The 18,745-nt window shown below is 66.7% G+C and carries 16 protein-coding genes; 6 read left to right on the top strand and 10 right to left on the bottom strand.

The window, feature by feature from the left end:
• Positions 1-52: 52 nt before the first annotated feature.
• From WJU27_RS06255 to nirB, 4 genes are all read right to left on the bottom strand, one after another.
• A complete protein-coding gene (locus tag WJU27_RS06255) occupies positions 53-1,726 on the bottom strand; it encodes a protein kinase domain-containing protein (RefSeq protein WP_341421467.1) in 1,674 nt (557 codons plus the stop codon).
• A gap of 13 nt (positions 1,727-1,739) precedes the next feature.
• A complete protein-coding gene (locus tag WJU27_RS06250) occupies positions 1,740-2,954 on the bottom strand; it encodes a nitrate/nitrite transporter (protein WP_020164449.1) in 1,215 nt (404 codons plus the stop codon).
• A 139-nt stretch (positions 2,955-3,093) separates the two neighbouring features.
• Entirely contained in the window at positions 3,094-3,414 is a 321-nt protein-coding gene (nirD, locus tag WJU27_RS06245; protein ID WP_020164450.1) for a nitrite reductase small subunit NirD, read from the bottom strand.
• Between the two features lie 133 nt (positions 3,415-3,547).
• Positions 3,548-6,016, bottom strand: coding sequence for a nitrite reductase large subunit NirB (nirB, locus tag WJU27_RS06240; RefSeq protein WP_341421466.1), 2,469 nt, complete (start codon positions 6,014-6,016; stop codon positions 3,548-3,550).
• Positions 6,017-6,752: 736 nt separating this feature from the next.
• On the opposite strand from nirB, the gene WJU27_RS06235 reads away from it, so the two are divergent.
• Entirely contained in the window at positions 6,753-6,911 is a 159-nt protein-coding gene (locus WJU27_RS06235; protein WP_304001229.1) for a hypothetical protein, read from the top strand.
• Between the two features lie 32 nt (positions 6,912-6,943).
• Positions 6,944-8,431, top strand: coding sequence for a methyl-accepting chemotaxis protein (locus WJU27_RS06230; RefSeq protein ID WP_341421465.1), 1,488 nt, complete (start codon positions 6,944-6,946; stop codon positions 8,429-8,431).
• Between the two features lie 27 nt (positions 8,432-8,458).
• Here WJU27_RS06230 and ybiB read toward each other — a convergent pair whose 3' ends face one another.
• A complete protein-coding gene (ybiB, locus tag WJU27_RS06225; protein ID WP_341421464.1) occupies positions 8,459-9,370 on the bottom strand; it encodes a DNA-binding protein YbiB in 912 nt (303 codons plus the stop codon).
• A 137-nt stretch (positions 9,371-9,507) separates the two neighbouring features.
• Between ybiB and WJU27_RS06220 the strand changes: the two genes are divergently transcribed.
• Complete coding sequence (locus tag WJU27_RS06220) at positions 9,508-10,392, top strand: NAD(P)-dependent oxidoreductase (RefSeq protein WP_296811133.1); 885 nt, start codon at positions 9,508-9,510, stop codon at positions 10,390-10,392.
• Between the two features lie 10 nt (positions 10,393-10,402).
• Positions 10,403-11,275, top strand: coding sequence for an NAD(P)-dependent oxidoreductase (locus WJU27_RS06215; RefSeq protein ID WP_341421463.1), 873 nt, complete (start codon positions 10,403-10,405; stop codon positions 11,273-11,275).
• Here the strand turns inward: WJU27_RS06215 and WJU27_RS06210 are convergent, their stop codons facing one another.
• The gene (locus tag WJU27_RS06210; RefSeq protein WP_341421462.1) at positions 11,276-12,535 is read right to left on the bottom strand and encodes a D-amino acid dehydrogenase; all 1,260 of its coding nucleotides are present in this window, start codon (positions 12,533-12,535) and stop codon (positions 11,276-11,278) included.
• Between the two features lie 167 nt (positions 12,536-12,702).
• Between WJU27_RS06210 and WJU27_RS06205 the strand changes: the two genes are divergently transcribed.
• Positions 12,703-13,713 (top strand): class 1 fructose-bisphosphatase, encoded by a 1,011-nt coding sequence (locus tag WJU27_RS06205; protein WP_304001235.1) that lies wholly within the window; start codon positions 12,703-12,705, stop codon positions 13,711-13,713.
• On the opposite strand, the gene WJU27_RS06200 is transcribed toward WJU27_RS06205, so the two are convergent.
• Genes WJU27_RS06200 through WJU27_RS06185 form a run of 4 tightly spaced genes read right to left on the bottom strand, consistent with a single transcriptional unit; the run spans position 13,701 to position 17,281 of the window.
• On the bottom strand, positions 13,701-14,942 hold the full coding sequence (locus WJU27_RS06200; protein WP_341421461.1) for a TIGR03862 family flavoprotein: 1,242 nt from the start codon (positions 14,940-14,942) through the stop codon (positions 13,701-13,703). The genes WJU27_RS06205 and WJU27_RS06200 overlap by 13 nt on opposite strands.
• Positions 14,942-15,589 carry a lytic transglycosylase domain-containing protein gene (locus WJU27_RS06195; protein WP_341421460.1) on the bottom strand — a complete coding sequence of 216 codons (648 nt, stop codon included), beginning with the start codon at positions 15,587-15,589 and terminating at the stop codon, positions 14,942-14,944. Before WJU27_RS06195 ends, WJU27_RS06200 begins: the two co-directional genes overlap by 1 nt.
• Complete coding sequence (locus WJU27_RS06190) at positions 15,589-15,957, bottom strand: VanZ family protein (RefSeq protein ID WP_341421459.1); 369 nt, start codon at positions 15,955-15,957, stop codon at positions 15,589-15,591. Before WJU27_RS06190 ends, WJU27_RS06195 begins: the two co-directional genes overlap by 1 nt.
• Positions 15,947-17,281 carry an undecaprenyl-phosphate glucose phosphotransferase gene (locus WJU27_RS06185; RefSeq protein WP_296811143.1) on the bottom strand — a complete coding sequence of 445 codons (1,335 nt, stop codon included), beginning with the start codon at positions 17,279-17,281 and terminating at the stop codon, positions 15,947-15,949. The genes WJU27_RS06190 and WJU27_RS06185 overlap by 11 nt, the downstream gene beginning before the upstream one ends.
• Positions 17,282-17,482: 201 nt before the next feature.
• Between WJU27_RS06185 and epsL the strand changes: the two genes are divergently transcribed.
• Positions 17,483-18,745 (top strand): XrtB/PEP-CTERM-associated polysaccharide biosynthesis outer membrane protein EpsL, encoded by a 1,263-nt coding sequence (gene epsL / locus WJU27_RS06180; protein ID WP_341421458.1) that lies wholly within the window; start codon positions 17,483-17,485, stop codon positions 18,743-18,745.

Raw genomic sequence — 18,745 nt, 5'->3', positions numbered from 1 at the left:
CGCAATGACCTGTGAATGCATGCGACTGGTGCGCTGCCGGTGCCGGGTGTCCTCAGCGCAGCAGCACGCCCAGCAGCAGGATGTTGATCAGCAGCGACACCACCAGCAGCACGCGCAGCAGACGCATCGACATGCGCTCGACCAGCGGCGCGCGGCGCGGCAGCGCGAGCGGGCGGTGGGCGCCACGTTCGAGTGCGAGCAGGAATTCCTCGGCGGTTTCGAAGCGCGCATCGGGGCTGCGGGCGATGGCTTTCAGCAGCACCGCTTCAAGCCACTCGGGCACGTCCGGGCGATAGCGCGTGGGCGGTACCGGTTCGCCGAAGCGCGGACGCTGAAAGGGCTCGATCTCGCCCCACGGGTAGTGGCGGGTCAGCAGCTGGTAGAGCGTGACGCCGAGTGCGAACAGGTCGCTCGATTCGCTGGCGCTCTGGCCGGCAAACAGTTCCGGCGCCATGTAGCTGGGCGTGCCCGGGTTGTTGATCTCCTTGAAGTCCTCGCCGTCGGACGCCGCGACGCCCAGATCGAGCACGCGCAGCGTGCCCTGGCTGTCGAGGTGCAGGTTGTCCGGCTTGATGTCGCGATGGACGATGCCCAGGCGGTGCAGCGTGCCCAGCGCGCGCAGCACGCTGCAGCCCAGCTTCACGACCTGTTCGCAGCCGAAGTGATGGCCGGCATCGAGGCGCGCACGCAGGCTGGCGCCGTCGTGCCAGCTCATCAGGTAATAGAGGCGGCTGCGCGGGTGGCCGATCACCTGCGGGAACTGCGGCGACACGACGCGACGCGCCAGCCACTCTTCGTGCACCAGCGCGGCAATGGCGTCCGGGTCGGCGTCCTCGCGCAGCGTTTTCAGTACGCGTGCCTCGCCGCTGGCCAGATCGGTGACGCGGTAGAGCAGGGTAACGCGCGACTCGTGCAGCACCGCATCGACGCGCAGGCCATCCATTTCCTCGCCAACGCTGAGCCGGTGCGGCAGCGACAGACCGGCCGCCTCGGCCAGCCGGTCGCGCAGCGCGGCCTGCGGCAGCGCGTCGACGCGGGCGACCAGTGCGGTGCAGTTGTCGTTGGCGCCGCGCGCTTCGGCCTGCAGTACCAGCGTCGACGCCAGCGACTCGGCGTCGCCGCCACGCGCCAGCACGGCGGTGATGCCGTCGTCGCGCAGCGTGTTCCAGACACCGTCGCTCATCAGCACGAAGGTGTCGCCGATCTCCAGTTCGCCGTCGGCGTGGTCGACCGAGAGGCGCGCATCGAGGCCGACCGCACGGTGCAGCACGTTGGACAGTTCCGGGTGGGCCCAGGTGTGGTCCTCGGTGAGCTGGGTCAGGCTGCCGTCGCGATAGAGGTAGATGCGCGAATCACCGACGTGGGCCAGGTGCCAGCGGGTGCCGCGCAGCACCAGCGCCGACAGCGTGGTGGCCATGCCGGCGGATTCGCGGGTGCGCGCGGCATGTGCGACCAGCCAGCGGTTCAGCGCGCCCAGCACCTGATCGATCGCCTGCGCGATGCGCCAGGTGTCCGGCGTCGCGTAGTAGTCGTTGAGCAGGCCGCGCACCGTGAACTCGGCCGCTTCGCGTCCTTTGGCATGGCCGCCGACACCGTCGGCCACCGCGAGCAGCACGCCTTTGGCGTCCAGCGTTTCGCCGGTCGGCGTGACCGCGCCGACGAAGTCCTCGTTGCGCGGTCGCGGCCCGGTGATCGAGCACTGGCCGATGGACACTGCGAGCGTCATGATGCCGCCCGGCTCAGATGCGCGCCGACGTCAGGTGTGCCGCGCCCCAGGTGGTGCGCCAGCGGGTCTTCACGCGGGTCAGACCGACCAGCGCGGCGACCGCCAGCAGCGCGAATACGACGAAGCCGGTCTGGTAGCTGCCGGTGACTTCGCGCGAATAGCCGAGCGAGGAGGCGAGGTAGAAGCCGCCGATGCCACCGGCCATGCCGACCAGACCGGTCATCACGCCGATCTCGCGGCGGAAGCGCTGCGGCACCAGCTGGAACACCGCGCCGTTGCCCATGCCCAGCGCCAGCATGGCGCCGACGAACACGACCACCGCCATCCAGGCCTGCGGCAGGCCGAAGCTCACGCCGAACAGGAAAGCGGCGGCGATCACGTACATCGTGCTCAGCGTGCGGATGCCGCCGATGCGGTCGGCCAGATTGCCGCCGATCGGACGCACCAGCGAACCCGCGAACACGCAGGCGGCAGTGAAGTAACCGGCCATCTTCGCGTCCAGCCCGTACTGGGTATTGAAGTAGATGGTGAGCGACGATGCGAGACCGACGAAGCCGCCGAAGGTGACGCTGTAGAAGAACATGAACCACCAAGCGTCGCGGTCCTTCAGCACCTTCAGATACTCGGCCAGCGTCTTCGGCGGCGGGCATTCCGGCGCGTCCTTCGCGACCAGCAGGTAGAAGATGAACACTGCGACGAGCGGGATCAGTGCCAGGCCGAACACGTTGATCCAGCCGAAGGCCGCGGCCAGCCCCGGCGCGAACAGCGCGGCCAGTGCGGTGCCCGAGTTGCCGGCGCCAGCGATGCCGAGCGCCGTGCCCTGGTGTTCCGGCGGATACCAGCGCGACGCCAGCGGCAGCGCGACAGCGAAGGCGGCGCCGGCGAAGCCGAGGAAGCAGCCGAGCAGCAGCGCCTGTTCATAGCTGTGGATGCCGAACTGCCAGGCGACGAACATCGCCGCGATGACGATGACCTGACCGATGGCACCGGCCTTCTTCGGTTGCAGGTGATCGACCAGCACGCCCATCAGCATGCGCAGCAGCGCGCCGGCCAGCACCGGAACGGCGACCATGAAACCCTTCTGCGCGTGCGTGAGCTGCAGGTCCTGGGCGATCTGCACACCGAGCGGGCCGAGCAGCACCCACACCATGAAGGCGAGATCGAAGTAGAGAAAGGCGGCGAACAGCGTGGGCGTGTGGCCGGCCTTGAGAAAAGCTTTCCTGTCCATCGGCGGATGACCTCCCCGTCATCAATCCGGTCTGCGCGCATCCTTGCGGGCAGCCGTACTCGGGATAGTGGTGATTCGGATTGCTGCGACGGCGTTCGCCGTCGCAGGTATTGCGGGCCTCAGCGGACCTCTGCGGACCTCAGGCCTTCAGCAGCACCTGGCCGTTCTCGACCTTGACGTCGAAGCCGCGCGTGCAGCCGACATCGGGTGCGACCGCCTCGCCCGACTCCAGCTTGATCTTCCAGCTGTGCAGCGGACAGGTGACCGTGTCGCCATGCACGATGCCCTGCGACAGCGGGCCGCCCTTGTGCGGGCACTTGTCATGCACAGCGAACACGCGGTCACCATCGGTGCGGAAGATCGCGATGTCGCCAGATTCGGCCGCGACGACGCGCGAGCCGAGCAGCGGGATGTCTTCGAGCGCGCAGACGTGCGCCCAGGTGGAGGTTTCGGTGCTCATGTGGGTTCCTGTATGGGTATCTGGAGGGGCTGGGGGCCAGGGGCTAGGAGCTAGGGGCTAGGGAACAGGCGCGGCTTTGCCGCGCGAGGTGGGCTTGTCGCTAGCCCCTGACCCCTAGCCCCTCATCCCAAGATCAGGCCTTCATCGCCTGCTTGATGGCGATGGTGCGGAACTCGCGGCCCAGCTCGGATTTCGCGTCGGCTTCGGCGCGCTCCAGCCACGGGTCCTTGTAGTCCTGCAGCGCGAACAGCAGGCGTTCGTACAGCGCCTTGCGGTTCTCGGCGTCATCGACCACCTTGCCCTTCACGTAGTCGAGACCGACGCGCTCGATGTAGTGCACCGTGCGTTCGAGGTACCAGCCTTCTTCGCGGTAGAGCTGCAGGAAGGCGCCGGAGTACTCCATCACCTCGTCGTCGCTGGCCACCTTGCAGAAGAATTGCGCGACTTCGGTCTTGATGCCGCCGTTGCCGGCGACATAGATTTCGTAGCCGGATTCGACGCCGATCACGCCCACGTCCTTGATGCCGGCTTCGGCGCAGTTGCGCGGGCAGCCGGACACGGCGAGCTTCACCTTGTGCGGGCTGTACATGCCGAACAGCATCTTTTCCAGCTTCACGCCGAGGCCCATGGACAGCTGGGTGCCGAAGCGGCAGTGCTCGGCACCGACGCAGGTCTTCACCGTGCGCAGGCTCTTGCCGTAGGCGTGGCCGGACACCATGCCGGCCTTGGCGAAGTCGGCCCACATCGCCGGCAGGTCGTCCTTCTTCACGCCCAGCAGGTCGATGCGCTGGCCGCCGGTCACCTTCACCGTCGGCACCTTGTACTTCTCGGCCGCGTCGGCGATGGCGCGCAGTTCGCCCGGCGTGGTCAGGCCGCCCCACATGCGCGGCACCACCGAATAGGTGCCGTCCTTCTGGATGTTGGCGTGCGCGCGCTCGTTGATGAAGCGGCTCTGCGCGTCGTCCTTCGCCTCGTGCGGCCAGGTCGAGATCAGGTAGTAGTTCAGGGCCGGGCGGCAGGAAGCGCAGCCGTTGGGCGTTTTCCACTTCAGCTCGCGCATCACGGTCGGGATGTCGATCAGGTGGCGGTCGCGGATCGCCGCACGCACGTCGCCGTGATTCATGTCGGTGCAGCCGCACATCGGCTTCGAGCTCGAATCGGCCGGCGTGTAGGCGCCGCCGACGCAGGAGGCGAGAATCTGTTCGACCAGGCCGGTGCAGGAGCCGCAGGAGCTGGAGGCCTTGGTGTGCTTGCGCACGTCGTCCAGCGAGAACAGCCCCTTCTCCTTGATCGCCTTGACGATGGTGCCCTTGCATACGCCGTTGCAGCCGCAGACTTCGGCGGTATCGGGCATCGATGCCGCCTGGGTCTGGCCCTTGTGGCCGACGTCGCCCAGGTGGTTCTGACCGAACATCAGGTGATCGCGCACGGCGTGGATGTCCTGACCGTCCTTGATCAGCTGGAAGTACCAGCTGCCGTCGGCGGTGTCGCCGTACAGACAGGCGCCGACCAGGCGCTCGCCTTCGAGCACCAGGCGCTTGTACACGCCGCCCGCCGGGTCGTGCAGCACGATGTCGTCGCAGCCCGGTCCGCCCATGAAGTTGCCGGCCGAGAACACGTCGATGCCGGTCACCTTCAGCTTGGTCGAGGTGACGGAGCCCTTGTAGGTGCCGATGCCGTACTGGGCGAGGTGGTTGGCGCACACCTTGGCCTGTTCGAACAGCGGCGCGACCAGACCGTAGGCGATGCCGCGGTGGTTCACGCATTCGCCGACCGCGTAGATCTTCGGATCGTAGGTCTGCAGCGTGTCATTGACGACGATGCCGCGGTTGCAGTGGATGCCCGCCGATTCGGCCAGCGTGGTGTTGGGGCGGATGCCGGCGGCCATCACGACGAGGTCGGCCGGAATGGTTTCGCCGCTCTTGAAACGCACTGCGGACACCCGGCCATCGGCGCCGGCGATCAGCGATTCGGTCTGCTTCTCCAGCAGGAAGGCGAGGCCCTTCTTTTCCAGCGAGGCCTGCAGCATGTCGGCCGAGGGCTTGTCGAGCTGGCGTTCCATGATCCACGGCGCCAGATGCACCACGGTCACCTGCATGCCGCGCAGCGCCAGGCCGTTGGCCGCTTCCAGTCCGAGCAGACCGGCGCCGATGACCACCGCGTGCTTGCGCGTGGCGGCGGCTTCGATCATCGCGTCGGTGTCGGCGATGTCGCGGTAGGCGATCACGCCCGGCAGGTCCTTGCCCGGCACCGGCAGGATGAAGGGGTTGGAACCGGTGGCCAGCAGCAGGCGGTCGTACTCCGCCTCGGTACCGTCGTCGGCGAACACCTTGCGTGCCTTGCGGTCGATCTTGACGATCTTCTTGCCGGTGTGCAGCGTGATGTTGTTGTCGCGGTACCAGTCCCAGTCGTTCAGGATGATGTCCTGCACCGTCATTTCACCGGCCAGCACCGGCGACAGCAGGATGCGGTTGTAATTCGGATGCGGCTCCGCACCGAACACGGTGATGTCGTACATCTCCGGTGCGATCTTGAGCAGCTCTTCCAGCGTGCGACAGCCCGCCATCCCGTTGCCGACCATGACCAGACGCTTCTTTTCCATGACCCGTTCCCTCTACCGATTGCTGCAATAACAGACCGCACCAGGTGCAGCCGACAACCCTTACCCGGCTGTGTCGCCCGGACCGGTAACGGTTCGCAGGGACGAGCACAGACCTGCGCCTGCAGCATCGCTGGCGCCTGTAGGGCAAAACCTTTCGTGACCGGATCGTGCCGGTCGGCAAATGACGCGCTTGGTCGGTCGTGTCCCGCCATTGGGAGACGAAGCCGGTAAAACCGGGCTGCGCGGCGCAGTCGATGCGTCCCGCAGCGTTGACGACAGCCGATCCATCCTGGATACGGTGCCGGTGTGTCGCAGGCTTGCGCCCGCTTTGTGTCGTCGACCTGCTTCAGTGACCGGGCAACCAGCCGGGGCACGACGCATCGTTGCGTCGTGTGTGCCCGGGCCTTTCTATCCAAGTCCGCCGTGCCGGCTGTGCCGCGAGGCGAACTTCGATGGTGCCGATGTGAACCAAGCCTGGTGCAGGGATGCCCGCACGCGCGGCCAACCCTCTCACGGGTGTCGACAAAGCAAAAGTTTTGCCAGGTCCGTTTCACCCGTTCGGAGCCATCGCTCAGAAGGGATCAACCTGCTGATTCATATGAGTTGTTGCCTGGATTTCGAGGTCTTCCCGGAGCGCTTGGCCGTCGCCGGTCGGGCCGTCTTCGCACGGATGTGGTGCAGCCGCTCTTCACACCGGTGCGCTCCAGTAAGTCCTGGCGGGGCCGTTAAACACGTCATGAACGATCGAGGCCCTGACCACTCCAAGCGCCGCACCGGAACAGGCCGCACCGCGCTCGCCTGGTGCCTGCTCGCAAGCTGGCTCGTCGCCAGCGGTGGCGTGCTGCTTGCGCACATGAAAAACAATCCGGTCGGTGTCTGCGTGACCCGCGACTGACCGGACAAGAACATCCTCTGGAGACCTTCACGATGAACGACCACGCGCTTCACGCCTATTACGTCAGCGCAGACCGGGTCATGCTCGGCACCGCGACCGTTCTGTCCGCGGTGTGCATCGTCCTTGCAACCATTTCAGGCGGTCTGACCACCGCCCTGCTGGTCGGCGTGCCGGCCTGTCTGGTGCCTTACGCGCTGTTCCGGATGGCACCGGGCTCGCTGGTGTCGCGTATCGGCTTCGCGAGTGCCTTCATGGTGCTGGCCGCGCTGCTGATCCAGCTCACCGGTGGCCTGATCGAGGCGCACTTCAGCATCTTCGTGCTGCTCGCCTTCCTGCTCTATTACCGCGACTGGCGGCCGGTGCTGGTGGCCGCCGGCCTGATCGCGGTGCATCACCTGGCGTTCAATGCCATGCAGGCGGCCGGCCTCGGCGTGTTCATCTTCAATGGCGGCGCCAACTTCAACATGGTGCTGGTGCACGCCGCCTTCGTCGTGGCCGAGGCCGGACTGCTGTGCTACATGGCGCTGGGCCTGTCGCGCGAGGCACTGCAGGCGGCGCGCGTCGGAGAAGCGGCCGAGCGCATCGGCGCCGGCGATCTTGCGTCGGCGATTCCACAGCAGGCCGGCATGCCGCTGCTCGCCGCGATGGAGCAGATGCGGGCGCGGCTGTCGCGCACCGTGAGCCTGCTGGTGACCGAGTCCGCCAGCGCACAGCGCGTGGCCGATACGATGGTGGCCAACGCGGAGCAGGTGACCGCCTCGACCGGTCAGCAGAGCGAAGCAACCCAGCGCATGGCCTCGGCCGTGCAGCAGCTGACGGCGTCCATCCAGCAGATTGCGCAGAACGCCGAGGAGGCCAGCCAGCGCGTGCGCCGCGGCGGCGCGTCGGCGGACGAGGGGGTGGCGGTGATGCACACGCTGGCCGACGAGATCCGCCATACCGGCGCGTCCATCCACGAGGTCGAGAACGGCATGCAGCGGATCGGCGCGCAGTTTGAAAGCGTGAAATCCATCGTCGCGCTGATCAAGGAGATCGCCGACCAGACCAATCTGCTGGCCCTGAACGCGGCCATCGAAGCCGCTCGTGCGGGCGAGCAGGGGCGCGGCTTTGCGGTCGTGGCGGACGAGGTGCGCAAGCTTGCCGAACGCACCCGCAACGCGACCGAGGACATCGCCCGCACCGTCGAGGCCATGCAGGCGAGCAAGGACGAGGCGCTGCACAGCGTCGCCAGCACGGTCGCCACCGCGCAGCGCGGCGTCGATCGCGTCGGCGAAGTCAGTCAGTCCATCGCCGCGGTGTCGGCGGACATCGAAGCGATGATGGCCATCATCGTCGGCATATCGGCGTCGATGAAGGAACAGTCGCAGGCGGCGACCGAGATCGCAACCGGGGTCGAGCAGGTCGCCGCGCTGGCCGACAGCACGGCCGCGATGGCGGCCGAGGACCGCGCGACTGCGGCGCAGCTGAATGCGATGGCGCAGTCGCTGGTCGACGCAGGCAGCCAGTTCAGGGTGAGCTGAAGCGGTCGACGTGCTGCCGCACCGCGCTCAGTTGCAGGCGAGCTGCCGGCAGGCGTCGAGGTGGGCGAGCAGCGGGGCGGGCACCGCGCTGCGTCCTTCCAGCATGTCGCGTATCAGGCGGGCGTTTGCCTCCGCCTCGATGCCAGGCTCGGGCTGCGTCAGCGCGCTGCCTTCCTCCGCTTCGCACAGCACCGACTCGACGCCATCGACGAAGCCGATGATCTGCGGTCGCCGCGCCGGATTGGCGTAGGCCTCGCCCTCGGTGCCGCGCATCAGCATCGAGCGACCACCATCGAGGCGCAGGAACTGCGTCATCTTCTCCAGGTACTCCGGATGGGTCACCGGTACCACGCGTACGCTGCGTCCGGGCATCGGATCGATCATCTTGGTCATCGAGTGACCCGAGTTGCGAACGCCCAGTTGCGGGCGCAGCGACAGCAGGGCATCCAGGCCAGGCAGCAGCTTGTCGACGCCGATGCAGGCGATGCGCTGCGCCGCCAGCAGTTCGCCGGCGTGCGCCGGGCTGTCCGCCATCGGCAGGTCGAGCGCACGCAGCAGCGCGAACGGGTCGGCGCGGGTGTCGAAATCGAAGCGGCCGTGGATCAGCACCGGAATGCCCTCACGTACCAGCAGCATCGCCAGCAGCGGCATCAGGTTGGGGCGGCGGCGGGCGCCGTTGTAGGTCGGCAGTACCACGGTGCGGGCGCCGGCAGGTGCAGCGACATGGGCGATGCGCGTATCGATCGCTGCTTTGAAGCCCAGCAGCTCCTCCAGCGACTCGCTCTTGATCCGCATCGCCAGCACGATGGCGCCCAGCTGCAGCGGCGGCACGCGCCCGTCCAGCATGTCGGCAAACAGTGCCTGCGCGTCCTCGCGCGACAGCGAGCGTGAGCCCTTGGCGCCGCGGCCGATTTCCTTGATCTGTTTCGTGTAGTTCATGGGTACAGGATTATGCCCGCGCCGGAACCCTGTGCCGGCCTGCGTTATATTCGGATTCGTCGCGCCGGAACACCGGCGCCTGCCGCGGGGTCAGAGCCGCTCCGCGCACAGCGACGCATACATATAAGGAGACGGACATGAAAGTAGGTTTCATCGGACTCGGATTGATGGGCCGCCCGATGGCGGGTCATCTGGCCAAGGGCGGTCACAGCCTTCACCTGTGGGCGCGTCGCCCAGAATCGCTCGAACCCTTCCGCGACAGCGGTGCGACCTTTCACTCGACCATTGCCGACGTCGCGCGCGAAGCCGATGTCGTGTTCTCGATGGTGGCCGACGCGCCGGACGTCGAGCAGGTGGCACTCGGCCCGCAGGGTATCGCCGAAGGCGCGGCCGGTCGCACCGACCTGATCTTCGTCGACATGAGCACCATCGCGCCGGATTCGGCACGCACCATCGCCGCCCAGCTGGCTGCCAAGGGTGTGTCGATGATCGATGCGCCGGTATCCGGCGGTGAGGTTGGCGCCATCAACGCAGCACTCACCATCATGGCCGGTGGCACGCAGGAGGCGTTCGACCGCGTGCTGCCGCTGTTCCAGCTGATGGGCAAGAACGTCACCCGCGTCGGCGACAGCGGCGCCGGCCAGGTGGCCAAGGCCTGCAACCAGATACTGACCGGCGTCGGCGTGCTGGCGCTGGCCGAAGCGTTCGCCTTCGCCGAGAAGAGCGGCGTCGATTCGGCCCGCGTGCGCGAGGCGCTGCTCGGCGGCTTCGCCTACAGCCGCATCCTGGAAAACCACGGTCAGCGCATGCTGGACCGCAATTTCAAGCCGGGCTTCAAGTCGTGGATGCACCAGAAAGATCTGCGCATCGTCATGAACGAGGCGCACCGCATGGGCCTGGCGCTGCCATCGGCCGCGGCGGCGGCGCAGATGCTGAACGCGATGGTCGGCCAGGGGCTGGGCGAGGAGGATTCGATCGCCGTGCTGAAGGTGCTCGAAGGTCTCGGCGGCGTCGAGCGCTGAGGGGCTCGCGATGAAGATCGGCTTCATCGGTCTGGGCGCGATGGGCCGCGCGATGGCAGCCAATCTGCTGCGCGCCGGGCACGAGGTGACCGTGTGGGCGCGTCGCGCCGAGTCGATGCAGCCCTTGCTCGACCAGGGGGCACGGCCGTCGGCGTCGCCGGCGGACTGCGCGCGCGGCATGGACGCGGTCTGCTGCATCGTCACGACCGGTGCCGACGTGCGCGAAGTGGCGCTGGGGCCGCGGGGCGTCATCGAAGGCGCTGCACCCGGCTGCGTGTTCATCGATCACAGCACGATTCCGCCGTCGGTGGCGCGCGACATCGCCGCCGCACTGAAGGCGCGCGGCATCGACATGCTGGACGCGCCGGTGTCCGGCGGCGAGCGCGGCGCCATAGACGCGACGCTGGCCATCATGGTTGGCGGCGAGGCGGCGGTGTTCGAGCGCATGAAACCGCTGTTCGCGGCCGTCGGTCGCACCCAGGTGCATGTCGGCCCGAACGGGGCGGGGCAGGTGACCAAGGCCTGCAACCAGCTCATCCTGTGCGCCTTCATCGAGGCGGCAGCGGAGGCGGCGCGGCTGGCTGCTGCCAGCGGCGTCGATTTCGGCAAGGTGCGTGAGGCCATGCTGCACGGCTCGGCTTCGTCGCGTGCACTCGAGCTGTTCGGCGGCAAGATGGCGACGCGCGATTTTTCGGCCGGCGTGCAGTCGCGCCTGCATCACAAGGACATGGGCATCGTGCTCGGCGAGGCGGTCGAACTGGGGCTGGCGATGCCGCTGTCAGCCGCGGTCTGGCAGCAGCTGAACGCGCTGATGGCGCAGGGCGGCGGTACGCTGGACACCTCGGCCCTGCTCACCGTGCTCGAAGGGTCCGGCGCCGCCTGATCAGTGCCGCCTGCCGGTCAGGCAGGGGAAGTCGAAGGCCGGATCCTGACCGTCCATCAGTCTGGAAAGCAGCCTGGCCGAACCGCAGGCCAGGGTCCAGCCGAGTGAGCCGTGGCCGGTGTTGTACCAGAGGCCGTTGATCCGGCTGCGGCCGATCAGCGGCACATTGCCCGGCGTACACGGACGCAGGCCGGCCCAGGCCTCGACCGCGTCGAAATCGCCGGCGTCCGGGCACAGTTCGCGCGCCAGCCGGGTCAGCAACTGCACGCGCTCCGGTTCTATCGTCACCGTCAGTCCGCCCAGTTCGGCCATGCCGGCCACGCGCACGCGGTCGCCGAGGCGCGACAGCACGATGCGGTGTTCCTCGTCGGTCAGGCTGGTGCGTGGCGCATCCGGTCCGGCCGGGAAGGTGATCGAATAACCCTTGATCGGATACAGAGCAGGCCGCGGGCCGTGCTGCTCGACCAGCTGGCGCGTGTGCGTGCCGAGCGCGCACACCACCTGCTCGCCACGCAGCAGACCGCGCACGCCGCGTGCGTCGCGCACGGCAACACCGCGTACCGTGTTTTCGTGGATGTCCAGCGCCTCGACCGTGATTTCGTAGTGGAAGGTGACACCGGCGTCGGCGCAGGCGGTGGCGAGCGCCCGCGTGAAGCGGTGCGCGTCACCGGTTTCGTCGTTCGGTGCGTGCAGGCCACCCACCAGCGTGCGCTGGCTGTTTGCCAGCGCCGGTTCGATGGCGATGCAGCGCGCGGCGTCGCAGCTGTCGACGCGGATGCCGTGCGGCGCCAGCCACTCGGCCCGCGCGCGGGCACGCTCGAATTCACGGCGTTCGGAAAACACGTGCAGGATGCCGCAGGCGGACTGGTCGTACTCCAGCTTCAGTGAATGGCGCAGTGCCTGCAGTTCGGCCTGGCTGCTGACGGCCAGTCGCGCCAGCGCATCGGTGTTGCGACGCATGCGGCCCGGCAGGCATTCGTACAGGAAGGCGCCCATCCATCGCCACTGCCGGTGGTTGGCGGTCGGCGAAAAACGCACCGGGGCATTCGAATCGAGCAGTCCGCGCAGCCCTATCATCGGCGCCTGCGGTGAGGCCCAGGGCGCGGCGTGACTGACCGAAATCTGCCCGCCGTTGGCGAAACTGGTTTCCATTGCGGGATCAGCCTGCCGGTCGATGACCGACACGGTGTGACCGGCCTGGCGCAGATACCAGGCGGTGGTGATGCCGACGACGCCGGCACCCAGAACGAGGATGTGCATGCGGTTCTAGTTATGGACGACGCTGTGGATGACCGGGGGCGACCGCTGCCGGTTCCGTGCGCAGGGCGCGCTGCCGGCTTTCAAATCGGTCGGACGTGAAATCGTGCGACCCGGATCATGGTGCTGTGCACGATAATGCATTTCCTGCCATTCCGGAGTCGCGACACATGTCCCGCATCACCCTGAGCCAGTTCCTGATCCAGCAACAGCGCGACGGCGAGCGCATCTGCGCCGAGCTGCGCTTCCTGGTCGAAGTCGTCGCCCGCGCGGTCAAGGCGATCGGCAACGCAGTCGGCAAGGGCGGTCTGACCAATTCGCTCGGCGAGGCCGGCGGCGAGAACGTACAGGGCGAGGTGCAGAAGAAGCTGGACGTGATCGCCAACGAAATCCTGCTCGAAGCAAACGAGTGGGGCGGTCATCTGGCAGCGATGGCGTCAGAGGAGATGGATCTGCCGCACCAGATCCCGAACCGTTACCCGAAGGGCGAATTCCTGCTGCTGTTCGATCCGCTGGATGGCTCGTCGAACATCGACGTGAACATATCGGTCGGCACCATCTTTTCGGTGCTGCGCTGCCCTGAACTGAATGGCAGCGTCGAGCCGGTCGATGAGAAGGCCTTCCTGCAACCCGGCACCCAGCAGCTGGTGGCCGGCTACGCGGTGTACGGTGCGGCCACCCAGCTGGTGCTGACCGTGGGCAACGGCGTCCATGCGTTCACGCTGGACCGCGAGACCGGCAGTTTCGTCATGACCACCGAAAACATGCGTGTGCCGGAAGACACCAAGGAGTACGCGATCAACGCCTCGAACGCGCGCTGGTGGGAAGCGCCGGTCAAGCGCTACATCGACGAGCTGCTGGCGGGCAAAAGCGGGCCGCGCGGCAAGGATTTCAACATGCGCTGGGTCGGTTCGATGGTGGCCGATGTGCACCGCATCCTGACCCGCGGCGGCATCTTCATGTATCCGAAGGACACCAAGGATCCGACCAAGCCCGGCAAGCTGCGGCTGATGTACGAGGCCAATCCGATGGCGATGCTGATCGAGCAGGCGGGCGGCGCGGCCACCACCGGTTACCAGCGCATCCTCGACGTGCAGCCGGAAAAGCTGCACCAGCGTGTGCCGGTCATTCTGGGGTCGAAGAACGAAGTGGAGCGCGTGACCGGCTATCACGCCGTCTGAAGCAGGCGCGCGATGCCGGCGGCGGCGACGCGGCCGCTGGCCATGCTGGCGGTGAGCAGGTAGCCGCCGGTCGGCGCTTCCCAGTCCAGCATTTCGCCGGCGCAGAACACGCCAGGCAGCGCCTTCAGCATCAGTCCGTCGTCCAGCGCCTCCAGACGCACGCCACCGGCCGTGCTGATGGCCTCGGCCACCGGCCGGGTGCGCAGCAGGCGCAGCGGCAGCCCCTTCAGCGTCGCCGCAAGGCGCGCCGGGTCGGCCATCGCCGCCTTGTCCAGCACTTCGTGCACCAGCCCCAGCTTGACGCCGGCCAGACCGAGCCGGCTGGCGAGGTGCGAACTGAGCGAGCGCGAGCCGCGCGGGCGGCGGATTTCGTCGAGCACGCGTGCCGCGCCGTGCGCCGGCAGCAGGTCGAGCGCGATGTCGCAGTGGCCGTCGCGCTCGATCCGTTCGCGCAGGGCGGCGGACAGCGCATAGATCAGGCTGCCTTCGAGGCCGTGTGCGCTGACCAGGCACTCGCCGCGTCGTTCGATTGACGTCCCGTCCATTCCGTCGAAGCGGATGGCGACGTTCTTCAGCGGTGCGCCGGCGTGGCGCTCGGCAAAGTGCGTGCTCCAGTCGATGACGAAGCCGCAGTTGGCGGAACGCAATGGCGAGAGGGCGACGCCGCGCGCGTCGAGCAGCGGCATCCAGGCCCCGTCGGAGCCGAGCTGCGGCCAGCTGGCGCCGCCCAGTGCGAGCAGCGTTGCGCGCGCGCCGACCTGCCGCTCGCCGTCCGGCGTGTCGAAGGTGAGCGCGCCGGCGACGTTCCATCCGGTCCAGCGGTGGCGCATGTGAAAGTGCACGCCCGCCGCGCGCAGGCGCGCCAGCCATGCGCGCAGCAGTGGCGCCGCCTTCATGTCGGTCGGAAATACCCGCCCGGAACTGCCGACGAAGGTGGCGATGCCGAGGCCAGCGCACCAGTCACGCAGCGCGGCCGCATCGAATTCGGCCAGCCAGTTGCTGACTTCGGCGCTGCGTTCGCGGTAGCGGGTGACGAACAGATCGGCGGCTTCGCCGTGTGTCAGATTGAGGCCGCCCTTGCCGGCGAGCAGGAATTTGCGGCCGACCGAGGCCTTGGCGTCGTACAGATCGACCGCGATGCCGCGCGCCGACAGCACTTCGGCCGCCATCAGCCCGGCCGGTCCGCCGCCGACGATGGCGACCTGAACGGCGCTGTGAGGCAGGGGCATCAGTCCGGTGTCTGCACCAGCCGCAGCGCGCTGTCGTCACTGCGCAGGCGGTAGGGGCTCGGTGGAAGCGGCGGCTCGGGTACTTCGGCGCGCTTCTTCAGCGCCTCGTAGCGGCCGGCGACCTTGGGCACGTAGGCGCGGGTTTCCGCGTACGGCGGCACGCCTCCGTACTTTCTGACCGCGCCGGCGCCGGCGTTGTAGGCGGACAGTACCAGTTCGATGTCGCCGAAATCGTCCAGCAGGTCGCGCAGGTGGCGTGCGCTGGCGCGCAGATTGTCGGCGGGCTTCAACGCATCGGACACGCCGTACATGCGGGCGGTGGAGGGCATCAGCTGGGCCAGACCGAGCGCACCCTTGGGTGACACGGCGTGCGGGTTGTAGGCCGATTCGGCGTGGACGACGGCGTGCAGCAGTTCGGGGTCGATGCCGCCAGCCTCGGCCGCCGCCTCGATCTGTGCCGAGAAAGGCAGCTTTCCCAGCGCTTCGCGGCGTGCCTGCTTGCGTTCGGCCTCGGAAATGCGCGGCGATTCGGGTTGATGGAGGCGGTAGTCGGCGCCGCCCGGCAGCCGCAATTGATAGTCCGCGGAATCGCCGGCGTGGGCAATGGGCATCAGCAGTGTCGCGAGCAGCATGACGGGCGTGCGCATCAGCCTTCCTTTGCAGTCAGTCGGGTGGCGAACCAGACCGCCAGCACGATGCCGACGGTGTTGGCGAGCAGATCGTAAAGATCGGCTTCACGCCCCGGCAACATGAGTTGCCGCCACTCATCGTAACAAGCCAGCGCCAGCGCCAGTCCGGCGCACGCATACAGCCAGCGCCGGCCGGTGGCCAGCCACAGTGACAGCGCGATCGCACCGAAGGTGCCGGCGTGCGCGAGCTTGTCCCAGGGCGACGGAATCAGACCGACCGCCAGCGAGGTTTCGCCGAGGCGGATCAGGCTGGCGATCATCGTCAGCGCGAACAGGCCGGCCGCCCACTGCAGACAGGGCTGCAGCCGCACTGCCTCAGTACGCATTGCGGTCGCTGAACACGACGGCAACCGTCTTGACGATGATCCAGAGGTCCAGCCCGAGCGACCAGGTGCGCAGGTATTCGAGGTCGTACTCGATGCGCTTCTGCATCTTGTCCACGGTTTCGGTTTCGCCGCGATAGCCATTCACCTGCGCCCAGCCAGTGATACCCGGCTTGACCTTGTGACGCACCATGTAACCCTTGATCAGCTTGCGGTAGGTTTCGTTGTGCGACACCGCGTGCGGCCGCGGGCCGACGATGCTCATGCGCCCCTGCAGCACGTTGATGAACTGCGGCAGTTCGTCGAGCGAGGTGCGGCGCAGGAAGCCGCCGAAGCGGGTGATGCGCTGGTCGTTTCGGGTGGCCTGCTTCACGACGCCGCCATCCTCCTGCACGGTCATCGAGCGGAACTTGTAGACGACGATTTCCTTGCCATCGAGGCCGTAGCGGCGCTGGCGGAACAGTGCCGGGCCGGGCGAACTCATCTTCACGCCTATCGCGATCGCCAGCAGCAGCGGCGATATCAGCAGCAGGATGATGATGGACAGCACGATGTCGCTGGTGCGCTTGACCAGACCGTTGATGCCGGTGAATGGCGTGTCGCAGACGGCCACCACCGGTACGCCCGCCACATAGTCCATGCGCCCCTGGATCAGGTCGGTCAGGAAAATGTCCGGTGCGAAGAAGATGCTCACCGTCGTATCTTTGAGGTCGTCCAGCAGTGACAGGATGCGCGGCTGGCTGGCCATCGGCAGCGCGAGGTAGATCTGGTCGATGCGGTTCGCCTTCACGTAGGCGGCGAGGTCGCGCAGACGACCGAGCAGCGGCAGGCCGTTGAGCTGGGTGATGCGCTCGGGGGCGCGGTCGTCGAAGTAGCCGACGCAGCGCACGCCAAGGTAAGGATTGGTTTCGAACTGTTCGGCCAGCGACACACCGATGTCGTTGCAGCCGACGATGATGACTCGGGTCTGGTTCGCTTCCTGCGCGGCCGCCCGCTGCAGATAGCCGCGGGCAACGAAGTGGGCGACCAGCTGGGTCAGCGGTGCGGCGACCAGCCAGGACACCACGACCTCGTAGGGGAAGTTCTCGATGTACTGGCTCGCGTAGCCGAAGAACAGCAGGATGAAGGCGATCAGCAGCCAGCTGATCACGGTCTGCCGGATCACCCGACGCGGCCGCATGCTGAGCAGCGACGAGCCGGGGAAGGACAGGGAAAAGACGACGAGCGACAGCACGACGTAGCGCGCGTCGACGGTATCGCCGAAATAGAGCGCGCAGGCGATCAGGGACAGGATGAGCGACAGCGGGTCGAGGAACATTTCGACCATGCCGGAAAGGCTCAACGGTGCCCGCAATACGGAAGTGTTACGCTCAAACTTGGCGAGCATCGGGAATGAAACCGGTGAATTCAATGGACTTGGAGATCTGCAGACGACGTGCCGGCTAGAATACCGGAAGCGATTTTGCGCATTTTCACGATTTGCGCGCCGGAAAGAAAAGCGTCACGGCCTGCATTCATACTCTCTTCGATGAACAATAACATTTCAAAATGTTGGCCCGTTGTGCTGTTGTTACTGACACTGCCGCCCGCAGACAGCGCCTGGGCCGACGAGGACGACGCCTTTTCTCTCGTGACCTCGGCTTCGTGGCAGTATCAGGACAACGTGCTCTATCTGCCGGACGGCCAGCGTCCTCCCGCCGTCTTCGGGTTGAATGCGCCGCGGGGCGATCAGAGCTACGTCGCCTCGGTCGGGCTGAACTTCAACAAGCGTATTGGTCGGCAGCAACTTTCTGCGAGTGCATCGCAGATCATGACGCGGTACAACGATCTCAAAACGTTGGACAACGACGGCCACAACCTCCTTGCCTCCTGGAAGTGGGAACTAGGCAACGATCTGTCCGGACAGTTGCGGTACTCGAACCGGCGTTACATGCAGGGCTTCAACGATTTTCGGTCCCTGACACCCGTCAAGAATCTGGTCGATCTGGAGAACTGGCGCTTCGACGCAACATATAAGCTGGATGCGTTCTGGGCCTTGATCGGCGGAGTTTCAAGGGACAGCTTGCGTAATGGTGTGCCGTCGAGACTGGGCAGTGATTACGACATCGATCGCTACGAACTCGGGGCGCGCTACACAACGCGCGGCGGCACGTCTTTCGAGCTGGTGGGTATCGACACGCAGGGCGACTATCCGAACCGCTTGCCGACCTCAAACGTCACCAACTCCTACTCGCAGAAGAATCTAGAAGCGAGGATACGTTGGCAACCGGTAGGGCATTCGCGCCTCTCGGCGTCAATCGGGCAGGCTAATCGCAAGCACGACAATCTGCCAGAGCGCGACTATGAAGATGTGTACGGCAGAGTGGGGTGGGAGTGGACACCAACCGGCAAATTCGGCGTCAGCTTCCTCGCCGAACGCCAGATCAGTGCGCTTGACGACATCGTGTCGAGTTACTTTCGCACGACGACTTACTCGATCGCGCCCATGTGGCAGGCAACGGGCAAGTTGCGGTTCGACGGGCGTGTCCAGTGGGTTTCCCGAGATGCTTCTGGCGACAGCTTCTTCTCGACGCTCTCTCCAGCGGAGCAGGCGTTCTATCGGGTGTTCTTTGGAATTGATGGCACGGCGCGTCAGGAAGACATCACGACCTACAGTCTTGGCGCCACCTGGGCCATCCAGCGCAATCTGACGGCGAACGCAGAGCTGCGCCACGATTCGCGCGATTCGAACGTTCAGTTCTACCAGTACCGCGTGCGCAGCCTGTCGATGTCGCTGCAATACCTTTTCTGA

The sequence above is a fragment of the Methyloversatilis sp. NSM2 genome, from assembly GCF_038066675.1.
Lineage (GTDB): Bacteria > Pseudomonadota > Gammaproteobacteria > Burkholderiales > Rhodocyclaceae > Methyloversatilis > Methyloversatilis discipulorum_A.
Note: the sequence above shows the minus strand (reverse complement) of the source record. Positions and strands in the feature narration are given on the sequence as shown.